We start from the raw sequence: 17,935 nt of genomic DNA, 5'->3' as shown, positions 1-17,935 counted from the left end.
GAACTAAGAATGAAGAATTACCTTGCGGCATGCTTGCATTGCGCAGCCAAATTCTTCATTCTTCATTCCTCATTAAATTCTCATTTATGTGATTCTTCTATTTCTTTCTTACTCACTTCCATCTCCTCCTCAATCTGCCAGTCTTTGGTAGGCATGGACTGAGCCGGACGAAGACGTTCTTGCAACCACTGGAAGGTGACAAACAAAGCCGGAACGATGAAAAGCAATGCCAGTGTGCCGATGGTCATACCACCTACTACACCCGTACCCAACGAGCGGTTACCGTTAGCACCTACTCCTGTAGCTACTACTAGCGGGAACAGACCGAAGATCATGGTAAGTGCCGTCATCAGGATAGGACGAAGACGGGCTTTGGCTGCGCTAACTGCGGAAGCAATCAATCCCATGCCTGCCTTTCGGCGCTCGGCAGCATATTCCGTCAACAGAATGGCTGTCTTGGCAAGCAAACCGATCAACATAATCAAACCTGTTTGCAAATAAATGTTATTCTCCAATCCTGCTATCTTGGCAAACAAGAACGTACCCATCAAACCTACCGGAACCGCAAGAATAACTGCAAACGGAACGATGAAGCTTTCATAAAGCGCACTCAGGATAAGATAGATCATCAGAATACAGATACCGAAGATAATTACCGTCGTACCACTCTGCTGGTTCTCTTCACGCGTGATACCACCGAAGTCATAACCGTAACCTTTCGGCAAGCTGATTTCCGCTGTCTCTTTCACGGCACGGATGGCATCACCCGTACTATATCCCTCGGCAGGCATGGCATTCACAGCTATGGAGTTATACATATTGAAGCGACTCAAAGTCTCGGCACCATAACTGCGGGTTAGCGTAACGAACTGGCTCAGCGGAGCCATCTCACCGTTTGCCATCCGTACAAAGGTGTTGTGCAATGAAGACTCATCCATGCGGTATTCCGGACCGGACTGTATCATAACCCTATATACCTTTGAGAAACGGTTGAAGTTGGATACATACTGTCCGCCATAGTAACCCGAAAGTGTAGAGAGCACTGCATCCGGAGTAATGCCGGCACGCTTACATTTGGCAGCATCTACTTCTACAGTCCATTGCGGATAGCGCACATCGAAAGTAGAATAGGCCATGGAGATTTCGGGACGCTGGTTCAAAGCACCCAGGTATTGCTGGGTAGTCTGGAAGAAGGTATTCACATCCGTGCCCAACTTATCCTGTACATTCAGGTCGAGTGCATTACCCATACCATAACCCGGAATCATACCCGGAGCAATTGCAAAGATTGTGGCATCCTTGATATCTGCCGTGCGGGCATAAATCTGTCCGATGACAGCCTGCACCTGATCTTCTTTCTTTGTACGTTCATCCCAAGGTTTCAGCTTCACAACAATCATACCGAATGTATTTCCCTGTCCGGAAAGCAATCCGTAACCGGTTACTTTCTGGATATGTAACTTTTGCGGAAGAGCTTCCAAGCGTTCTTCTATACGAAGCATAACATCATCCGTAGTCTTCAATGAACTACCCGGAGCTGTACTTACGTTGACAAACAATACACCCTGGTCTTCATCAGGCACCAAACTGGTCTTCGTAGAGTTCATCAGGAGTACCAACACTACCACTGAGCAAACCAGCAATGACCATGACAACCAGCGACGCTTGATAAAGAATAATACCGCATTCTTATACTTATTCACCACCACATCGAAAGCCGCATTGAACGAATTACGGAAACGGGCGGCAAAATTATTTTTCTGCGTACCATCTTCATTAATATAAGGTCTCAGCAACAGGGCGCAAAGAGCCGGGCTCAGCGTCAAAGCGTTAACGGCTGAAATACCTACCGCAACCGCCATCGTCAGACCGAACTGCGTATAGAACGTACCGGACGTACCACTCATAAACGATACAGGAATAAACACCGCCATAAATACCAGTGAAGAGGTGATAACCGCATTACTGATACCTTTCATAGCATCGATACTTGCCATATAAGAAGACTTATACCCGACATCGAACCTCGACTGTACCGCCTCGACGACGACTATGGCGTCGTCCACCACCGTACCGATCACAAGCACCAATGCAAACAGTGTAATCAGGTTGATACTGAATCCGGCAACGGACATAAAAGCGAAGGTACCTACCAGTGACACGATGATGCCCACCAACGGAATCAATGTGGAACGGATGTCCTGCAAGAATACATATACCACCAAGATAACGAGAATGATAGCCTCGATCAAAGTCTTTACTACTTCATGGATAGAAGCGAACAGGAAGTCATTGGAACTCATCATCTGTGTCAACTCCACACCTTTCGGCAGGTCTTTGCGTACTTCGTCCAACAGGTTGTCGATGTTCTGGTTTACTTCCGTAGCATTGGAGCCGGCCGTCTGAAATATCATACAGGAAACACCATTGTGACCGTCCATACCGCCTTTGTAGGCATAACTTTCCTTACCCAGTTCCACATCTGCAATGTCTTTCAACTTCAGCACTTCACCGTCTTCCGTAGAACGGATTACGATTTCACCAAATTCCTCCGGTGTAATCAGACGGCCTTTATACTTCATGGTATATTGATAGGTTTCGTCCGAATTTTCACCGAACGAACCGGTAGCCGATTCTATATTCTGCTCGGCAAGTGCTGCCGTCACGTCAGACGGAATCAGTTTGTACTGTGCCATCACATCAGGCTTCATCCAGACACGCATACTGTAGTCACCACCCATAATCATCATATCGCCCACACCTGCAATACGCAGCAACTGCGGTTTCAAGTTGATACTCATGTAGTTGGCAAGGAAGTTTTCATCGTACGAATTATCGGGGCTATGCAATGAAAACATCTGCAAAATACTGGTCTGGCGCTTCATAGTCGTCACACCTACCTGAGTAACTTCTCCCGGAAGCTGTCCGGTAGCTCTGGATACGCGGTTCTGCACATTAACGGCAGCCATATCCGGGTCGGTTCCCTGTTTGAAATAGACGGTAATGGATACCGAACCGGCATTGGTAGCGGTAGACGTCATATAGGTCATGTCTTCCACACCGTTGATAGCTTCTTCCAACGGAGCGATAACACTCTTCTGCAAAGTTTCCGCGCTGGCGCCGTAGTACGTGGTGCTTACCATAACGGTAGGCGGAGCAATATCGGGATATTGTTCGACGGGCAGGGTAAACAACCCGATGATACCCAGAATGACAATCGTTATAGAAATGACCGCCGAAAATACCGGGCGTTCAATAAATGTTCTCAGATTCATGGATTAATCCTCCTTTGTTTGTTGATTAGCGGTTTCTTGTGTTGCAGAGGATGCTGCCTTAGCTTGAATAGGTGTACCTTCGCGCAATAACCCTACGCCTTCAGCCACAATTACATCACCCACATTCAAGCCCTTGTCTACGATATACTCTTTTCCACCATTTACACGGGTCACCTCCACCGGGGCAGACTGCGCTTTACCATCTACTACTTTAAATACGAACACTTTATCCTGCACTTCATAAGTAGCCGCTTGCGGAACAACGATACAGTTCCGTTTTTGAACAGGGACCACTACATTGCCGGCTCCCCCACTCTGTAACAATCCTTCCTTATTCGGGAATACGGCACGCAGACTGACAGTTCCAATAGAAGTATCGATAACCCCACTGATTGTTTCAATCTTACCTTGCGAAGGATAGGTGGATTTATCATTCAAAATCAATTCAATAGCAGGCATTTCCTCCAATGCTTTACTCCTGGAACCGTAACGGCGCGTCATATCCAGCAACTGGTTTTCTGTCATCGAGAAGTAAACGTACATATCGGAATTATCAGAAACCGTAGTCAACGGTTTAGGCAGGCTGGCACTAACCAAAGCGCCCACACGATAGGGCAGAGTGCCTACAACACCGTCGGCAGGACTTTTCACTTCCGTATAAGAAAGGTTATTGGCGGCACTTACACGTTGAGCTTCCGTCTGCGCCAATTGTGCTTTCGCCGTCAGCAGGTTATTATAAGATGTTTGCAAATCGAACTCGGAAATCACGTTCTGGGCAAACAATTCTTTTTTACTGTCATACGTCAGTTGGGCCGTAGCTACACTTGCACGCGCCGCTTCCACATTAGCTTCCGCAGTCTGCAAAGCCGCACGGTAAGGTACTTGGTCAATAATAAACAAGACTTGCCCTTTGCGGACTGCCTGACCTTCTTCCACACAGAGTTTAGTCAGGAAACCTGATACCTGCGGGTAAATGTCAATGTCTTGTCTTCCCCGGATACTCGCAGAATAGGTCGTTTGCAATTCCTTGTCGGATGTCGTGATTCTCATCACCTCATACTCAGAACTGGTCTGCACGGTAGGAGCCTGTCCGCATGCTACTAATGTTACTCCACAAATGAATACCATCATTTGTCTAATCAATCTCTTCTTTGTTGTCATACTACAATCTTTTTAAAAACATCTTTTGCTATGTCGGCGGCAAAGGTATGCCGTTTTTGAACAACAACTTGTTTCATTTGTCGCACTCCTTTGTTCATTATCGGAACGGATTGCTTAACATTCCAAAAAGAACTTCTACCTTTGTTCCAGCAAAACTTTAAAAAGATAAAGTATGAATCCATTATTAACCACGAAAGCAGAAACCTTCAGATCCGGAAGCGATAACCTGGAATTTTATCACAACCGACTCGTCAAACTGACGAATGGAGTCCTTATGTTCTGTTCCAGCGGAGAAGCGGAAATCACCATAGATTTGGAGAAGCATCACATTATACCGAATACGAATATCACGTTATTGCCCGGTTCTATTCTTTCACTCAGATCGGCCAGTCAAGACTTCCGGATACACTATTTCGCCTATTCGGGCGAAATGATGAAGGTCGCCTGTTTCCGTCTGGATCCGGCATTCATGCATTTCATGAAAGAGAATTCCTGTTATACACATACCAGGCTCGAAACAATACGCCCCATCCTGGGAATGATAGAGGCAAGTGCTGCTATTTATGCCGACAAGGAAAACCAATTCCGCGAAAGCATTGCCCAGAACTTGCTTCAGATATTATTTTTGGATACCTATGATAAAGTGCAGCGATACTTCACCAAAGAGCAATTGGAAGGAGGGAACCGGAAAGGGCAACTGTTCAAAAAGTTCATTCACCTGGTACATACTAATTGTACCGCACAACGAGATGTAGCCTTTTATGCCGAGCAACTTTGTATTTCTACACGTTACCTTTCTGCTATAACTAAAGAGGTAGGCCAGATTTCCGCTAAAGAAATTATCGATGAATTCCTCACATTGGAAATCAAAGTTGCCCTGCAATCCACCAACCTCTCACTGAAAGAGATAGCCGACCGATATAATTTTCCCGACCAGTCGTTCTTCGGACGGTACTTCAAGAAGCATACGGGGATGTCACCGAAGGAATATAGGGCAAAAAGAATATGATGAAACTTATTGCTATAACTTGTCGCATTTCAGACGGGTTTTGAATCTTTTCACCACGGAGTACACGGAGGTTTATAAATGATAATTTATCGACACTATTCCCGATTATCCGCTCACTTACAGTTGCTTACATGAGTGTTGGAAGAGTGTATGTAAGTGTAGTTAAGAGCGTTGTCGACACTTTTTTTTCGATAATCACACAAGAAATGCATATTAATCATCTGTATATCAACTACTAATGCGCATAGATACCGTTTCTTCATAATCTATGCAAAATCACCGTATTTACGGCACTAAACAGCCCCAATATCGTCAGATATGTGCTGGTTTTCGCCTTCGGTACATAAATATCATTTGCTCCATGAGCTATCCTTCAGAAAGATACCGGAAACGGATGAATCCCGTTCATTCAAAACCGTTCCGGATGGGCGCTAAGTATCATTCTGACATTTTGTATTATCAACGCTCCGAGAATCGTTTCTTTGCGTCCGGGAGTGCGTTGCAGAGGAAATACGGGAAGGAAAAAACGCATTCTACTGTATGACAACCAAATACAGAAATACGTACAATTATTCTACAGAAAATAACAAGCAATGTGCCACGGATTAAGATACTATGTGCCGGGGATTAACAAGTAATGTGCCCGATCTCTATATCCAATGTGCCCGAAATATAGATCGGACACGCAGGAAATATAGATCGGACTTGCTGGAGATATAGATCCGGCGGCTCAATTCTCCATATTCGACAGGAAAAATGCGAATATACTGCATGTATATGCGGTAATCCGTTTGGAAAAGCCTCTATTTTATACTTTTCGAAAACAGCGATTGTTAGCTTATAATCTATTCCTCTGACTTTTTGCCGTCATATTCCTTTTTTTTTCAATCACTTCGCCATCTTGCCGAGACAAACGCTTTGTTCATGCGGCGAATCAGCATTCCTCCCCCAAGCTGTCCGAAAAGTGAGAGGAGTGAGAGTAAAATGAGCTCAACTTTTATTTGAAAGCAAAAAAGAAAAGTGAACGGGCGCTTAAAATAAATCCATACCCGGCATTTTAACATTCAACATGTTCATGGTACCTTTGTTGAAATGAAAACAAAACAAGAGAAAGGAGAAGAACTGATGACTAGTAATTATATTCGTTTCTGTAAGGGTTATGAATTAATTCACCACAGAGGAACACAGAGTCTCACTGAGTTTAATCAATTTGAAATCAAAAGAATAGAACTCCGTGATACTCTGTGTTCCTCTGTGGTGAAAACTCATTTCTTTTCCGTTATAAACAAAGTACAATGAGATAATTTAGAGTAATAAAACACTTAAAATCAGTCGTAACGTGAACAAAATCCTCTTGCACTGTAAGAAAACAAAACAATGTGCCCGGTTAGCATAGTTTTTTAGCATTTATTTGATAACTTTGTACACGAATCAATTAAATACTAACACCATGAGAAAACTTAACCACGCACTTCTTGCAGGTGCTCTCGCCTTGGCATGCGCTTCGTGTACCGCGGAGAAAGAAGCTAACTACCAAGTGATACCTCTCCCCCAAGAGGTAAGTTTAACCCAGAGAAATCCGTTCAAACTGAACGAAAATGTTCTCATCGCTTATCCGGAAAACAATGCCTTATTGCAACGCAATGCTGAGTTCCTGTCGGAGTACATCCAACAAGCCACGAACTATGCACCGAAAATAAAGGCCATCGCAGCAGGAGAACAGGTAAAAAATGCAATTGTACTGGGACTCGACCCGGGCATTGCAAACAAGGAGGGCTATGTGCTGACTACCACCCCCGAAGGAATCAGCATCAACGGACAAACCGAAAACGGAGTGTTCTATGGCATCCAGACTTTACGCAAATCCATTCCCGCCGAAGCCAAAGGAGCAACCGTCCTGATACCGGCAGGTGAAATTAAGGACGAACCGCGCTTCAGTTATCGTGGCATGCACCTTGACGTAGGACGTCACTTCTTCCCCAAAGAGTTTATAAAGAAATATATAGACTTGCTGGCACTGCACAATATGAATACTTTCCACTGGCACCTGACTGAAGACCAGGGCTGGCGTATTGAGATTAAGAAATATCCGAAACTTACGGAAATAGGTTCTCAACGCAGTCGTACGGTAATCGGAAGAAACACACAAGAGTATGACAATACGCCGTATGGTGGTTTCTATACACAGGAAGAAGCTAAAGAAATCGTGAAGTATGCGCAGGAACGTTACATCACGATAATTCCGGAAGTAGACTTGCCGGGACATATGCTTGCCGCATTAGCTGCTTATCCGGAAATGGGGTGTACAGGCGGTCCATATGAAGTATGTCCTCGTTGGGGCGTATTTGAAGACGTACTCTGCATCGGTAATGATAAAACCATGCAATTCCTGGAAGACGTAATGAGTGAAATCATCGAAATATTCCCATCAGAATATGTACATATCGGTGGTGATGAAGCTCCACGTACCCGTTGGGAAAAATGTCCGAAATGCCAGGCACGTATCAAAGCGGAAGGGCTGAAAGCTGATAAAAAACATACCGCAGAAGATCGCCTGCAAAGTTATTGCATGACACGTATCGAGAAGTTCCTGAACAGCAAGGGACGCCGGATTATCGGCTGGGACGAAATTCTGGAAGGCGATGTAGCCCCCAATGCGACAGTAATGTCATGGCGCGGAGCATCCGGAGGCATAGAAGCGGCACAAATGGGGCATGATGTAATTATGACGCCCAACACCTATTGTTATTTCGATTATTATCAGACGGCAGACACCAAGGATGAACCGCTGGGTATCGGTGGATATGTACCCATAGAAAAGGTGTATAGTCTGGATCCTACTTTCGATCTGAATGAAGAACAGAAAAAACATATTATTGGTGCCCAAGCCAACTTATGGACAGAGTACATAACTACCACAGAACACGTGGAATACATGGTATTGCCCCGTATGGCTGCCCTTGCCGAAGTACAATGGACACAGCCCGAAAAGAAGGATTTCAAAGATTTCACTAAACGTCTGGCCCGCCTGATGAAGTTCTATCAAAGAGATGGTTTCAACTATGCCAAGCATGTATTCGATCTGAAGGTCGACTTCACACCGGATGTTGCCAAGAAAGCGGTAGTAGTTACATTGAGTACTATTGATGACGCTCCTATTTATTATACATTAGATGGGACCGAACCGACTACAGCTTCATTGAAATACACAGAACCTGTTGCCATTACTGAAACAGCAGATTTCCAGGCAGTGGTTATCCGCCCGGAAGGAAAGAGCAAAGTGGTGAATAAAAAGATTTCTTTCAATAAGGCTACATATTGCCCTATCGAACTGACCTTCCAGCCTTCGGAAAAATATAAATTCGGAGGTGCTATCACCTTAGTAGATGGTATGAAGGGAAACGATAGCTATGCCACCGGAGCCTGGTTAGGTTTTGTAGGTGGTGATGTGGAAGCCATCATCGACCTGGGACAGGAAACAAAAATCAAACGGGTAGCTACGAACGCCATTGTCGATATGAGTGCCTGGATTATGGGAAGTACAGGGTTGGTAGTCTCTGTATCTGACGATAATAAAGAGTTCCGCGAAGTAGCCGTTAAGGATATTCCTGCTGAAACAAATATTGATAAGAAAGGTGTGGAAAACTATGAGATAACTTTTGATCCGGTAAAAGCACGGTATGTGAAAGTTGTTATCAAGCGTAGCCCTGCCCTGCCGAAAGGACATGCAGGCGAAGGAAAAGCTGCTTATATGTTCATTGACGAAATAGAGGTGGATTAGAAACCTCTCCCAATGAAGGGAGAGGAGAAATTTTAGAACTGGAAGTAAATGAAAGGCTGAATCTCCGTACTCTTCATCTGGATTACCAAGTAAATTAAAGCAAGCATCAGAGCCGCCTTTCCTATAAGGGGAAGGCGGGTTACTGTTTTACAGCAAGCGTTCTCCCAACGATCAGGGCAGAAATGCAGAAAGAAACCCAATGCCATCAGTGCAAACACTTCCCAATAGCCTGCAATCAGTTGCGGGAAAAGTTGCGGACGGAAAGTGTTACAGATCTGTTTGATCATATCCAAAGAAGTGGAAAAGTCCACATTACGGAAGAATATCCAGCAGAAACAAACAAAGTGGAATGTGATCAGTATACCGAAGAAACGGCGGATGCCGTGGCTTTCTTCTCCTTTCTTTCTTCCGGTCAATGTCATCCAGAATTTATGTGCCGCCAAAGCAATACCATGGAACAATCCCCAAATGACAAAGTTCCAGGAAGCCCCATGCCACAAACCACCCAAAAACATAGTAATAACAAGATTGGCATACTGGCGAATCTTTCCTTTCCGGTTTCCACCCAAAGATATATAGAGATAATCTTTCAGCCAACTGGAAAGCGAAATGTGCCATCGCCGCCAAAACTCTGTAATGGAAGCGGACTTATAAGGAGAGTCAAAGTTCTTATTAAAATGAAAACCTAACAACAAGGCTATTCCGATAGCCATATCACTGTATCCGGAAAAGTCGCAATAGATTTGCAAGGCATATCCATAAACACCCATCAGGTTTTCTACCCCGGAATAGAGCGTAGGATTATCAAAAATACGCTCTACAAAGTTCACACTGATATAATCCGAAATAATCGCTTTCTTGAACAGACCGCTTGCAATCAGGAATATCCCCCTTCCGAACATCTCATGGGATACGAACAAAGGACGGCGTATCTGTGGAATAAAGTCACGGGCACGTACAATAGGACCTGCCACCAATTGTGGGAAGAAGGATACGTAAAAAGCATAATCCAGCAAATTAGTAAGAGGGGTTATATCTTTGCGATAAACATCGATGGTATAGCTAAGTGACTGGAAAGTAAAGAAAGAAATGCCCACAGGGAGGAATATATCGTAATGATGGAACGTGCCGCCTACCAGCGAAGCGAAGACATCTCCCAGAAAATTAGTATATTTGAAGTATGCAAGCAAACCAAGATTAATAGCAAGGCTAAGCACAACACTTGCCTTACGTTTCCAGCCTACGGAAGTACCTGCCATAAAACGAGCGATAAAGAAATCGCTTACCGTGACAAGTGCCAGCAGGAAAAAGTAAGTTCCGCTACTTTTATAATAAAAATAATAGGAGAATGCGGTAACAAACAACAAGCGTGCAGTCAGACGGCGTTGCAACAGCAGATAAACCAGTATAAATGCTGCAAACAACCACAAGAAAATGCCGCTACTGAATATCATCGGCGCTTGCGGGTCATAAACGAATACATCTTGCAGACGGTTAAAGTCAATATCCCACATAATCATTATAGGCTTTTAAAAGAGCTTGATAAAACAATTCACCTTGCAGCACATATCCTTCGGGAAGATAATGTACATGGTCCGGACGCATCAATTTTGCTTCCTGCCAGTTCAGACAAGCACGCTGTCTCCCTCCCACCGCTTCGTACATATCCCACACGGCAAGACCGTTGTCATCAGCAAAGCGACGCATGGTTTCTACGGCAACAGCAGTACGGGGATTAATGGAATAGGTGCGGCGGCGGCGACTTTTCCGGAAACTGTCGTAGGAGCCGGGAGGAGTTGTCATCAGTAAGGGTACATTGGGCAGACTGTCGCGAAGCATACGCACCAGTTCATCCATTTGTCGGTAGTGCAACAGGGTGTTATAACGTCGGTTATGGCTTTCGTTCGTTCCGAAAGAAAGTATAACCAGGTCGGGATGCAGGGCAGCAATATCAGAAATACGGTCAGGACGGGTAAAGGTGGTACAAAAAGCGCCATTGATACCCATATCGGTATAAGAGATAGCACCAAAAGTTTCTGTCAGCAGCGTTCCGGTGGTACGGGGCAAGATACGTCCACGGATATGGCTGTCACCGATATGTACGATACGGATGGTATCTGTAGAAAAGCCGGCATGTAACAGACGCAACTTTTCCCAAAAAGGATTGAGAATATCAAGGCTATCCGTCAACTCATTTTCACCAAGTTGCTGAAAACCGGAAGGAAAAGCTATTTGAGGAACAGCAACAGTATCCGTACGCTGGGAATAGGAACGAAGTGTGTCACAATTTGCTGTAGCTTTGCTGATTAGAGGACAGGATGGAATAGGGTCCTGGGCATGAAGCGGAAAGAAGCACAGAAGAAACAAAGTTGTGATAAAGAGATTCTTCATCCGCAGATAACACGGATGACACGGATTCTTATATTTAAAATCTGCGTTATCCGTGTTATCTGCGGATGAAAAATATGCTTTTGAAACCTCCAATACGATTTTTATTCTATTATTCCGCTTCATAAGCCCTCCTCCTGTCGTACTGTTCCTTTCCATACACAAGCGCTTCATAAAGTAGGCCTGCCAGGTGCTTACCTCCCCGGAAATTAATATGCGTATAGTCATAATTCGCCAAAGAAGGCTTGGCATGTACCAGATTCGCCATGCTTCCCTCTCCTCCCATTGCTTCGAACATATTCCAGAAAGCAATGTCGTTATCTGCCGCCAGATTTTGTTGGTAACGCACCAGATTTTTAATGCCGGGCATTGTGCGCAAAGTGCCATCTTCCGTCTTATAATCCCGGTCTCCCACACTGACTATCAAGATACCTGCTTGAGGAAATGCATCCTTCAAATGATCAATAGTAGTCTGCATACCTGCAATGTATTTGTCATAATTCCGTCCACGTTCAGTAGCAACGTTCAATCCATATTGCAAGATAATCAGATCGTAAGGACGCTGCTCATTAAATTCGTGCATCATCCACACAGGAATAGAACGCAAGGATAAGCCCGAACTACCGCGCAAAGAGAAATTATCCAGGATAATTCCTTTTTTACCATCCATAGCCAAACCATAGAATAAGGTAGAATCCGCCTCATCAACCGTCCAACGGACAGAACCGATGTTTCCATCCACTTGCATTTCCTGCAAATCATCTGTAGCCAGGAAGGTACGGGTTTGCTTTTCATTCCGGTTGACATTCACAGAAAGAGTGACTTCTCCTTTACTATAAAAGAAGATAGAAGCTTGTTCACAGGTATCCAGATGGGAAGCATATTTATTCTGTCCCTTCAGTTCCACATAAGCACCGGGACGGGGAACAAAGTAATGTCCGGAAATGCCTTGCTTTTTGCGATCAAAGAAAGTAGAATCCATTACAGAATGGCTTTGCCAACCGCCAAACGAGTGGCGCACGGTAGGGCGGAATCCACTGGTCATAGAAGTAATGGTAACAAAACCTACTCCGCAACCACCATATTTATCCTGCAACATATTGCGCAAATCCGCAGTAAGTATATCCGCTTCAATGAAGGAATCTCCGAAAACGGCAATACGTACCCGGCGGGGACGTTGCGCCAATTCATCCAAAGCCCGGTAAAAAGGTGTCATGCCGCGCAGAGTGGAGTCGCTGTAGTCTTCAATGCACGTCATACCCGCACGGCAGGTATCCACAAAAGCCGGTTTCACCTTCGGTGGAGACGGAAGCAAACTGTCCGGTTCTTCCGCAATATCTTTCTGAGTACGCACGTCACTCAGCAAGTCGACACGCCTCATCACGTGTTCACCTACCGTAAAACCGGGCAGGAAGTACATCAGTAACAAGCCTGCCAATATAATCAATGCCCAAATGCAAGTATATTTCAGATAATTCTTTTCCATGTTGTCCATAAAGGATTTGCAAAGATAGAGAAAAGACATAAAAAGAGAGGGAAATCTTCACGTTTTGTAAGATTTCCCTCTATCAAGTTATTAGTGAACGCCTCCAATACCCTATGCGAGCGTCTTGCGTAAACTATATAGTTTTCTCAATATTCCAGACGAATGCCCGGAGACCGAGTTGCTGCGTCTCTTCGTCCATCCGATGGAGTGCATCGAGCAATGGGTCAACTTTAGCTTCATCTATAATAGTAATAATAGCAGAGCACATGCTGGGCCATGCGTGGCTACCATAGTGAGGATCACCCGTCTTGCTGCCACGTCCCTGCACCTGTTGCCAATAGCTGAATCCACGGCAACCCTGGCGATCAAGCAACGCCATGATACGCTCAAAGAATGCCTGGTCGAATGTTATAAATACTGATTTCATATTAATTATGAATTACAAATTATGATATATAATATATGAATTACGAATTATGAATTACGAATTATACAGTTCATCGTAATTTGTAATTCGTAATTATTCTCACTGTTTTCTGGGTTTCGTCATTTTCTCCTTATGAGTCTGATAGTAATCGTTCAGTTCACGGTCTTTCTTGATCTTGCCACGTTTGCGGCTGATACCGATACCAGCAAACGAACAGTAGAGAACGGGAACCAGAATCAGCGTCAAGATGGTAGATACCGTCAAGCCACCAATTACAGCCACACCCAGCGGACGCCACATCTCGGCACCTTCACCCTGCCCTACAGCCATCGGCACCATACCAAGGATAGTAGTCAGTGTGGTCATCAATACCGGACGCAGACGGCTACGGCCTGCCGTAACCACAGAATGAATCACCGACATGCCTCGCTCACGGCAAAGCGTAATGTAGTCGATCAACACGATACCATTCTTCACCACAATACCAATCAACATGATTCCACCCAGCAAACTCATTACGTTCAGGTTTGTGCCCGTAAAGAAGAGTGCCATCAACACACCGCTGAATGCAAACGGAATGGAGAACATGATAATGAACGGATAACTCAAAGACTCAAACTGGGCGGCCATTACAATAAATACCAGAATGATGATCAGTACAGCCAGCGTACCCAAATCGGAGAATGAATCCTGCTGGTCCTCGTACGAACCTGAAATCTGGATAGAAATACCGCTCGGCAAGTCCATCTTATCGATAATGGCATTACCATCGGCCACTACGTCACCTAATGGAACTCCGGAAATAACAGCGGATACAGTCACAATACGTTCACGGTCCTTGCGCTCGATGGTAGGAGGAGCCGAACGTTCAACCACTTTACCGAGGTCCTTCACACGGATACCTTCACCTGAAGGTGTATAAATAAGAATGTTCTCCAAATCTTCAATCTTTGTACGGAACTCAGGAGCATAACGCACACGGATATCGTACTCATCACCGTCCTCACGATAATAAGAAGCTAAGGCTCCGTTCACGCGGTTACGAAGATAACCGGAAGCGGTCGACAGATTCAGTCCATGCAATGCCAGTTTCTCACGGTCGAAGTCTACCTGATATTCAGGTTGATAATCCTGACGGCTGATGTTTACTTCACTCACACCTTTTACATTCAGCAGTTTCTCTTTCAGTTCGGCCGAGACTTTATCCGTAGCGGTAAAATCATAACCATATACTTCAAAGTCGGCACTGGCCTGGGCACTCATACCACCGGTACTACCACCCAAAATTACTCGTGCCTTATCCAACTCGGGATAGCCCTTCAAGTCTTCACGCATCTCATCACAGACTGTTTCCAACTTGATTTTACGGTCGCCCGGACTCACCAAACTGATGTTAAAGCTGATTATATGACTACCATTGTCCTGCATGGAAGCAAAAGTATTATCCGAATCAGCCTGTCCCACAGTATAATTACAAACCCTCATCACACCTTCGTAACGTTTCATCCACTTTTCCGTCAGTTCCGAAGCCAGCGCTTGTGCACGCTCTACACGGGCACCGATGGGAAGTTGCAAGTTCACACCGATACGGCTATTATCAGCCGCCGGGAAGAACTCCGTACCAATATACTTGGTACAGAACAAACTTGCCCCAAAGAAAATGGCACAACCAACCATGATAGTTATACGATGACGCACTGCCCAGTTCAGACGATTCTGATACCACACATCAAGAGCATCGAGCCCGCGCTGAATCGGCTTATAGAAAGCGATGAACATCTTGCTCTGCTTCTTCTGCAAACGCAGGAGCTGCGCACACATCATCGGTGTAAATGACAAAGCCGAAATAGTAGAAACAGTCATGATCACACACATCATCCAACCCAACTGGCGGAACAATACACCGGACATACCGCTCACCATAGTCAGCGGGAAGAATACCGCAATCATGGTCAGCGTCGAGGCAATAACGGAGATGGCCACCTCATTCGTGGCATGAACCGCTGCCTGCTTCGGCTCGGACCCTCGTTCAATATGGGTCGTCACATTCTCAAGCACTACAATAGCATCGTCCACCACATTACCGATAGCAATGGAAAGACAAGAGAGCGAAATAATATTCAACGAACCGCCGTCTATAATACCCAAATAGATAAATGAGGCTACCAATGACATCGGAATAGTGATACAGATAATAACCGTAGCACGCCAACGCCCCAAGAATACAAACACTACCAGGATTACGAACAACATAGCGTACATGATAGTCTCTTCCAAACTGTCGATGGTATTCAGAATGTTATCGGAAGTATTGACAATGATGCCCAGTTTCACGTCACTCGGTAACGATTTCTGCAACTGTGGCAGCATATCAATTACTTTTTGCGAAATAGCCACAGAATTGGCACCGGATTGCTTCTGTACCACAATCATAGCACCTTGTACACCATTACTATACGTCTTCTGCGCACGTTCTTCCACAGAGTCTACCACTGTTGCCACATCGCGCAAATAAACGGAAGCTCCATTGTACGTACCTACTACGATATTCTCCATCTCCTTGGGGTCCTTGAACTCTCCCTCTACACGGAGTGAATAGGTATTGTTTCCCACATCGAAGGTACCACCCGGTGTATTGCGGTTTTCAGCACTGATGATGGAACTGATGGTCTCCACTGAAAGATTATAAGCATCCAGCTTGTTAGGGTCACAATAAACATTTACCTCACGCTTGGGTGCACCGGAAATAGACACCGTACCCACACCCGGCACACGAGCCAGCGGATTTACGATGTTGTCGTCCAATATTTTATAAAGTGCCGGCTGACTCTCTTCCGCCTGAACGGAAAGCAGCAGGATAGGAATCATGTCCGTACTGAACTTAAAGATAATAGGTGTCTCCACTTCATCGGGAAGTTGAGAGCTTACCATATCCAGTTTATCACGCACATCATTCGTCAGCACGTCAATATCATATCCATATTCGAACTCCAATGTTATCACAGAAATATTCTCTGAAGATCTGGAAGTAATATGTTTCAGGTTGCTGACAGAATTCAGCGTATTTTCTAACGGACGGGTCACATTGTTCTCAATATCCGACGCACTGGCTCCCGCATAGGAAGTCATCACCATAATGGTGTTGGTCTCGATATCCGGGTAAAGGTCCACCGGTAATTTTGACAAAGAGAACAGACCAAATATCGCTACTGCCAAAAAGCAGAGCGAGGTCATAATCGGTTTTTTAACCGCTCCTTCGTATAAACTCATATTGTCTTTTTTAATTAAGAATGAAAAATGAAGAATGAAGAATTACCCTGCGGCAAGACTGCGTTGCACAACCAGATTCTTCATTCTTAATTCTTAATTCTTCATTTATAATTATTTCTCTACCTCTACTTCTACGCCATCAGCCAACTTGGACTGCCCTGCAACAACCACCTGTGAATTGTTATCCACACCGGAAATCAACTCATATTCCGTATCCATACGACGTCCCAGTTCAACTTTGTTATAAGAAACTTTTCCGTCCTTATATACATATACATAGCGGTCGCCGGAACCGGCACGTTTCACAATAGCCAAATCGGGCACAACTACGTGCTCCTGTGTTCCGAAGTTCAGCGTTACACGTGCAAACATACCCGGACGGACTTTCTGGTCACGATTAGTTAAACGCACTTCAACAGGGAAAGTACGGGTATTCGAATCAATGGTCGGATAAACCAGATTTATCGTTCCTTCAAACTCTTCATCGCCATACACGTCTACCTTAACAGCTACGGGAGCGCCCTTCTTTACTTTCGCAAAGTAGCCTTCGGAAACGTTGATCATCAGTTTCACCGGAGTGATTTGCTCTACTACCAGCACCGGATCACCTCCACTGTACATATCGCCGTTATCGTAATTACGAGCCGTCACCACCCCATTGATGGGGCTGAGCAGCGCCGTATTTTCCAACAGATTCTTATACGTTGTCTTCTGTACGTCCAATGCCATTTTAGCAGCATCCCATTCTGATTTGGAAGTACCGCCCACCTTATATAATTCGTCGGTACGCTTGAACTCTATTTCCTGATTGTCCAAACGGAACTTAGCTTGTTTCAGGTTGGCAGCATCCATCTGCACCAATTTCTGACCTTTAGATACACGGTCACCCACTTCCACAAATATCTGATCGATACGCACCGGGGAAGAAGGAGCGATATTATTTTTCACTTCTGCCTGGACAGTAGCAGTATATTCCTGGATCTGGTCTACAGGACGTGCCATTACAGCAGCCAGTTTTACTCTCGGTTTTTCATCTACCTTTTCAGTTGCAGCCTTGTCTTTCTCTCCACCGCCGCATGAGCTCAGCAGAGCAACGGCCACCAGGGCGATCAATTGAACACTTTTTTTCATATCGTTG

At 45.0% G+C, this 17,935-nt stretch carries 10 protein-coding genes; 2 read left to right on the top strand and 8 right to left on the bottom strand.

Annotated features, from left to right (window positions below; translation table 11 throughout):
* Nucleotides 1–80: 80 nt before the first annotated feature.
* Both VYM24_RS08500 and VYM24_RS08495 read right to left on the bottom strand, forming a co-directional pair.
* Nucleotides 81–3,275: an efflux RND transporter permease subunit gene (locus VYM24_RS08500; protein ID WP_330941948.1), complete on the bottom strand. Its 3,195-nt coding sequence runs from the start codon at nucleotides 3,273–3,275 to the stop codon at nucleotides 81–83.
* A gap of 3 nt (nucleotides 3,276–3,278) precedes the next feature.
* On the bottom strand, nucleotides 3,279–4,436 hold the full coding sequence (locus VYM24_RS08495; protein WP_330941947.1) for an efflux RND transporter periplasmic adaptor subunit: 1,158 nt from the start codon (nucleotides 4,434–4,436) through the stop codon (nucleotides 3,279–3,281).
* A 172-nt stretch (nucleotides 4,437–4,608) separates the two neighbouring features.
* Here VYM24_RS08495 and VYM24_RS08490 point away from each other — a divergent pair, with 172 nt between their 5' ends.
* Entirely contained in the window at nucleotides 4,609–5,445 is an 837-nt protein-coding gene (locus VYM24_RS08490; RefSeq protein WP_291555113.1) for a helix-turn-helix domain-containing protein, read from the top strand.
* Between the two features lie 1,450 nt (nucleotides 5,446–6,895).
* On the top strand, nucleotides 6,896–9,226 hold the full coding sequence (locus VYM24_RS08485; RefSeq protein WP_330941946.1) for a glycoside hydrolase family 20 protein: 2,331 nt from the start codon (nucleotides 6,896–6,898) through the stop codon (nucleotides 9,224–9,226).
* A 32-nt stretch (nucleotides 9,227–9,258) separates the two neighbouring features.
* On the opposite strand, the gene VYM24_RS08480 is transcribed toward VYM24_RS08485, so the two are convergent.
* From VYM24_RS08480 to VYM24_RS08455, 6 genes are all read right to left on the bottom strand, one after another.
* Nucleotides 9,259–10,746 (bottom strand): MBOAT family O-acyltransferase, encoded by a 1,488-nt coding sequence (locus tag VYM24_RS08480; protein ID WP_291554482.1) that lies wholly within the window; start codon nucleotides 10,744–10,746, stop codon nucleotides 9,259–9,261.
* Nucleotides 10,727–11,773, bottom strand: coding sequence for an SGNH/GDSL hydrolase family protein (locus tag VYM24_RS08475; protein ID WP_425286642.1), 1,047 nt, complete (start codon nucleotides 11,771–11,773; stop codon nucleotides 10,727–10,729). Before VYM24_RS08475 ends, VYM24_RS08480 begins: the two co-directional genes overlap by 20 nt.
* Nucleotides 11,727–13,100, bottom strand: a complete 1,374-nt coding sequence (locus VYM24_RS08470) for an SGNH/GDSL hydrolase family protein (RefSeq protein ID WP_291554483.1) — start codon at nucleotides 13,098–13,100, stop codon at nucleotides 11,727–11,729. Before VYM24_RS08470 ends, VYM24_RS08475 begins: the two co-directional genes overlap by 47 nt.
* A gap of 133 nt (nucleotides 13,101–13,233) precedes the next feature.
* A complete protein-coding gene (locus VYM24_RS08465; RefSeq protein ID WP_149925024.1) occupies nucleotides 13,234–13,527 on the bottom strand; it encodes a PG0541 family transporter-associated protein in 294 nt (97 codons plus the stop codon).
* Between the two features lie 99 nt (nucleotides 13,528–13,626).
* On the bottom strand, nucleotides 13,627–16,797 hold the full coding sequence (locus tag VYM24_RS08460) for an efflux RND transporter permease subunit (RefSeq protein ID WP_330941945.1): 3,171 nt from the start codon (nucleotides 16,795–16,797) through the stop codon (nucleotides 13,627–13,629).
* A gap of 111 nt (nucleotides 16,798–16,908) precedes the next feature.
* Nucleotides 16,909–17,928 (bottom strand): efflux RND transporter periplasmic adaptor subunit, encoded by a 1,020-nt coding sequence (locus VYM24_RS08455; RefSeq protein WP_256141458.1) that lies wholly within the window; start codon nucleotides 17,926–17,928, stop codon nucleotides 16,909–16,911.
* Nucleotides 17,929–17,935 lie beyond the last annotated feature (7 nt).

The organism is Bacteroides sp. MSB163, assembly GCF_036416795.1.
Taxonomy (GTDB): domain Bacteria; phylum Bacteroidota; class Bacteroidia; order Bacteroidales; family Bacteroidaceae; genus Bacteroides; species Bacteroides maternus.
Note: the sequence above shows the minus strand (reverse complement) of the source record. Positions and strands in the feature narration are given on the sequence as shown.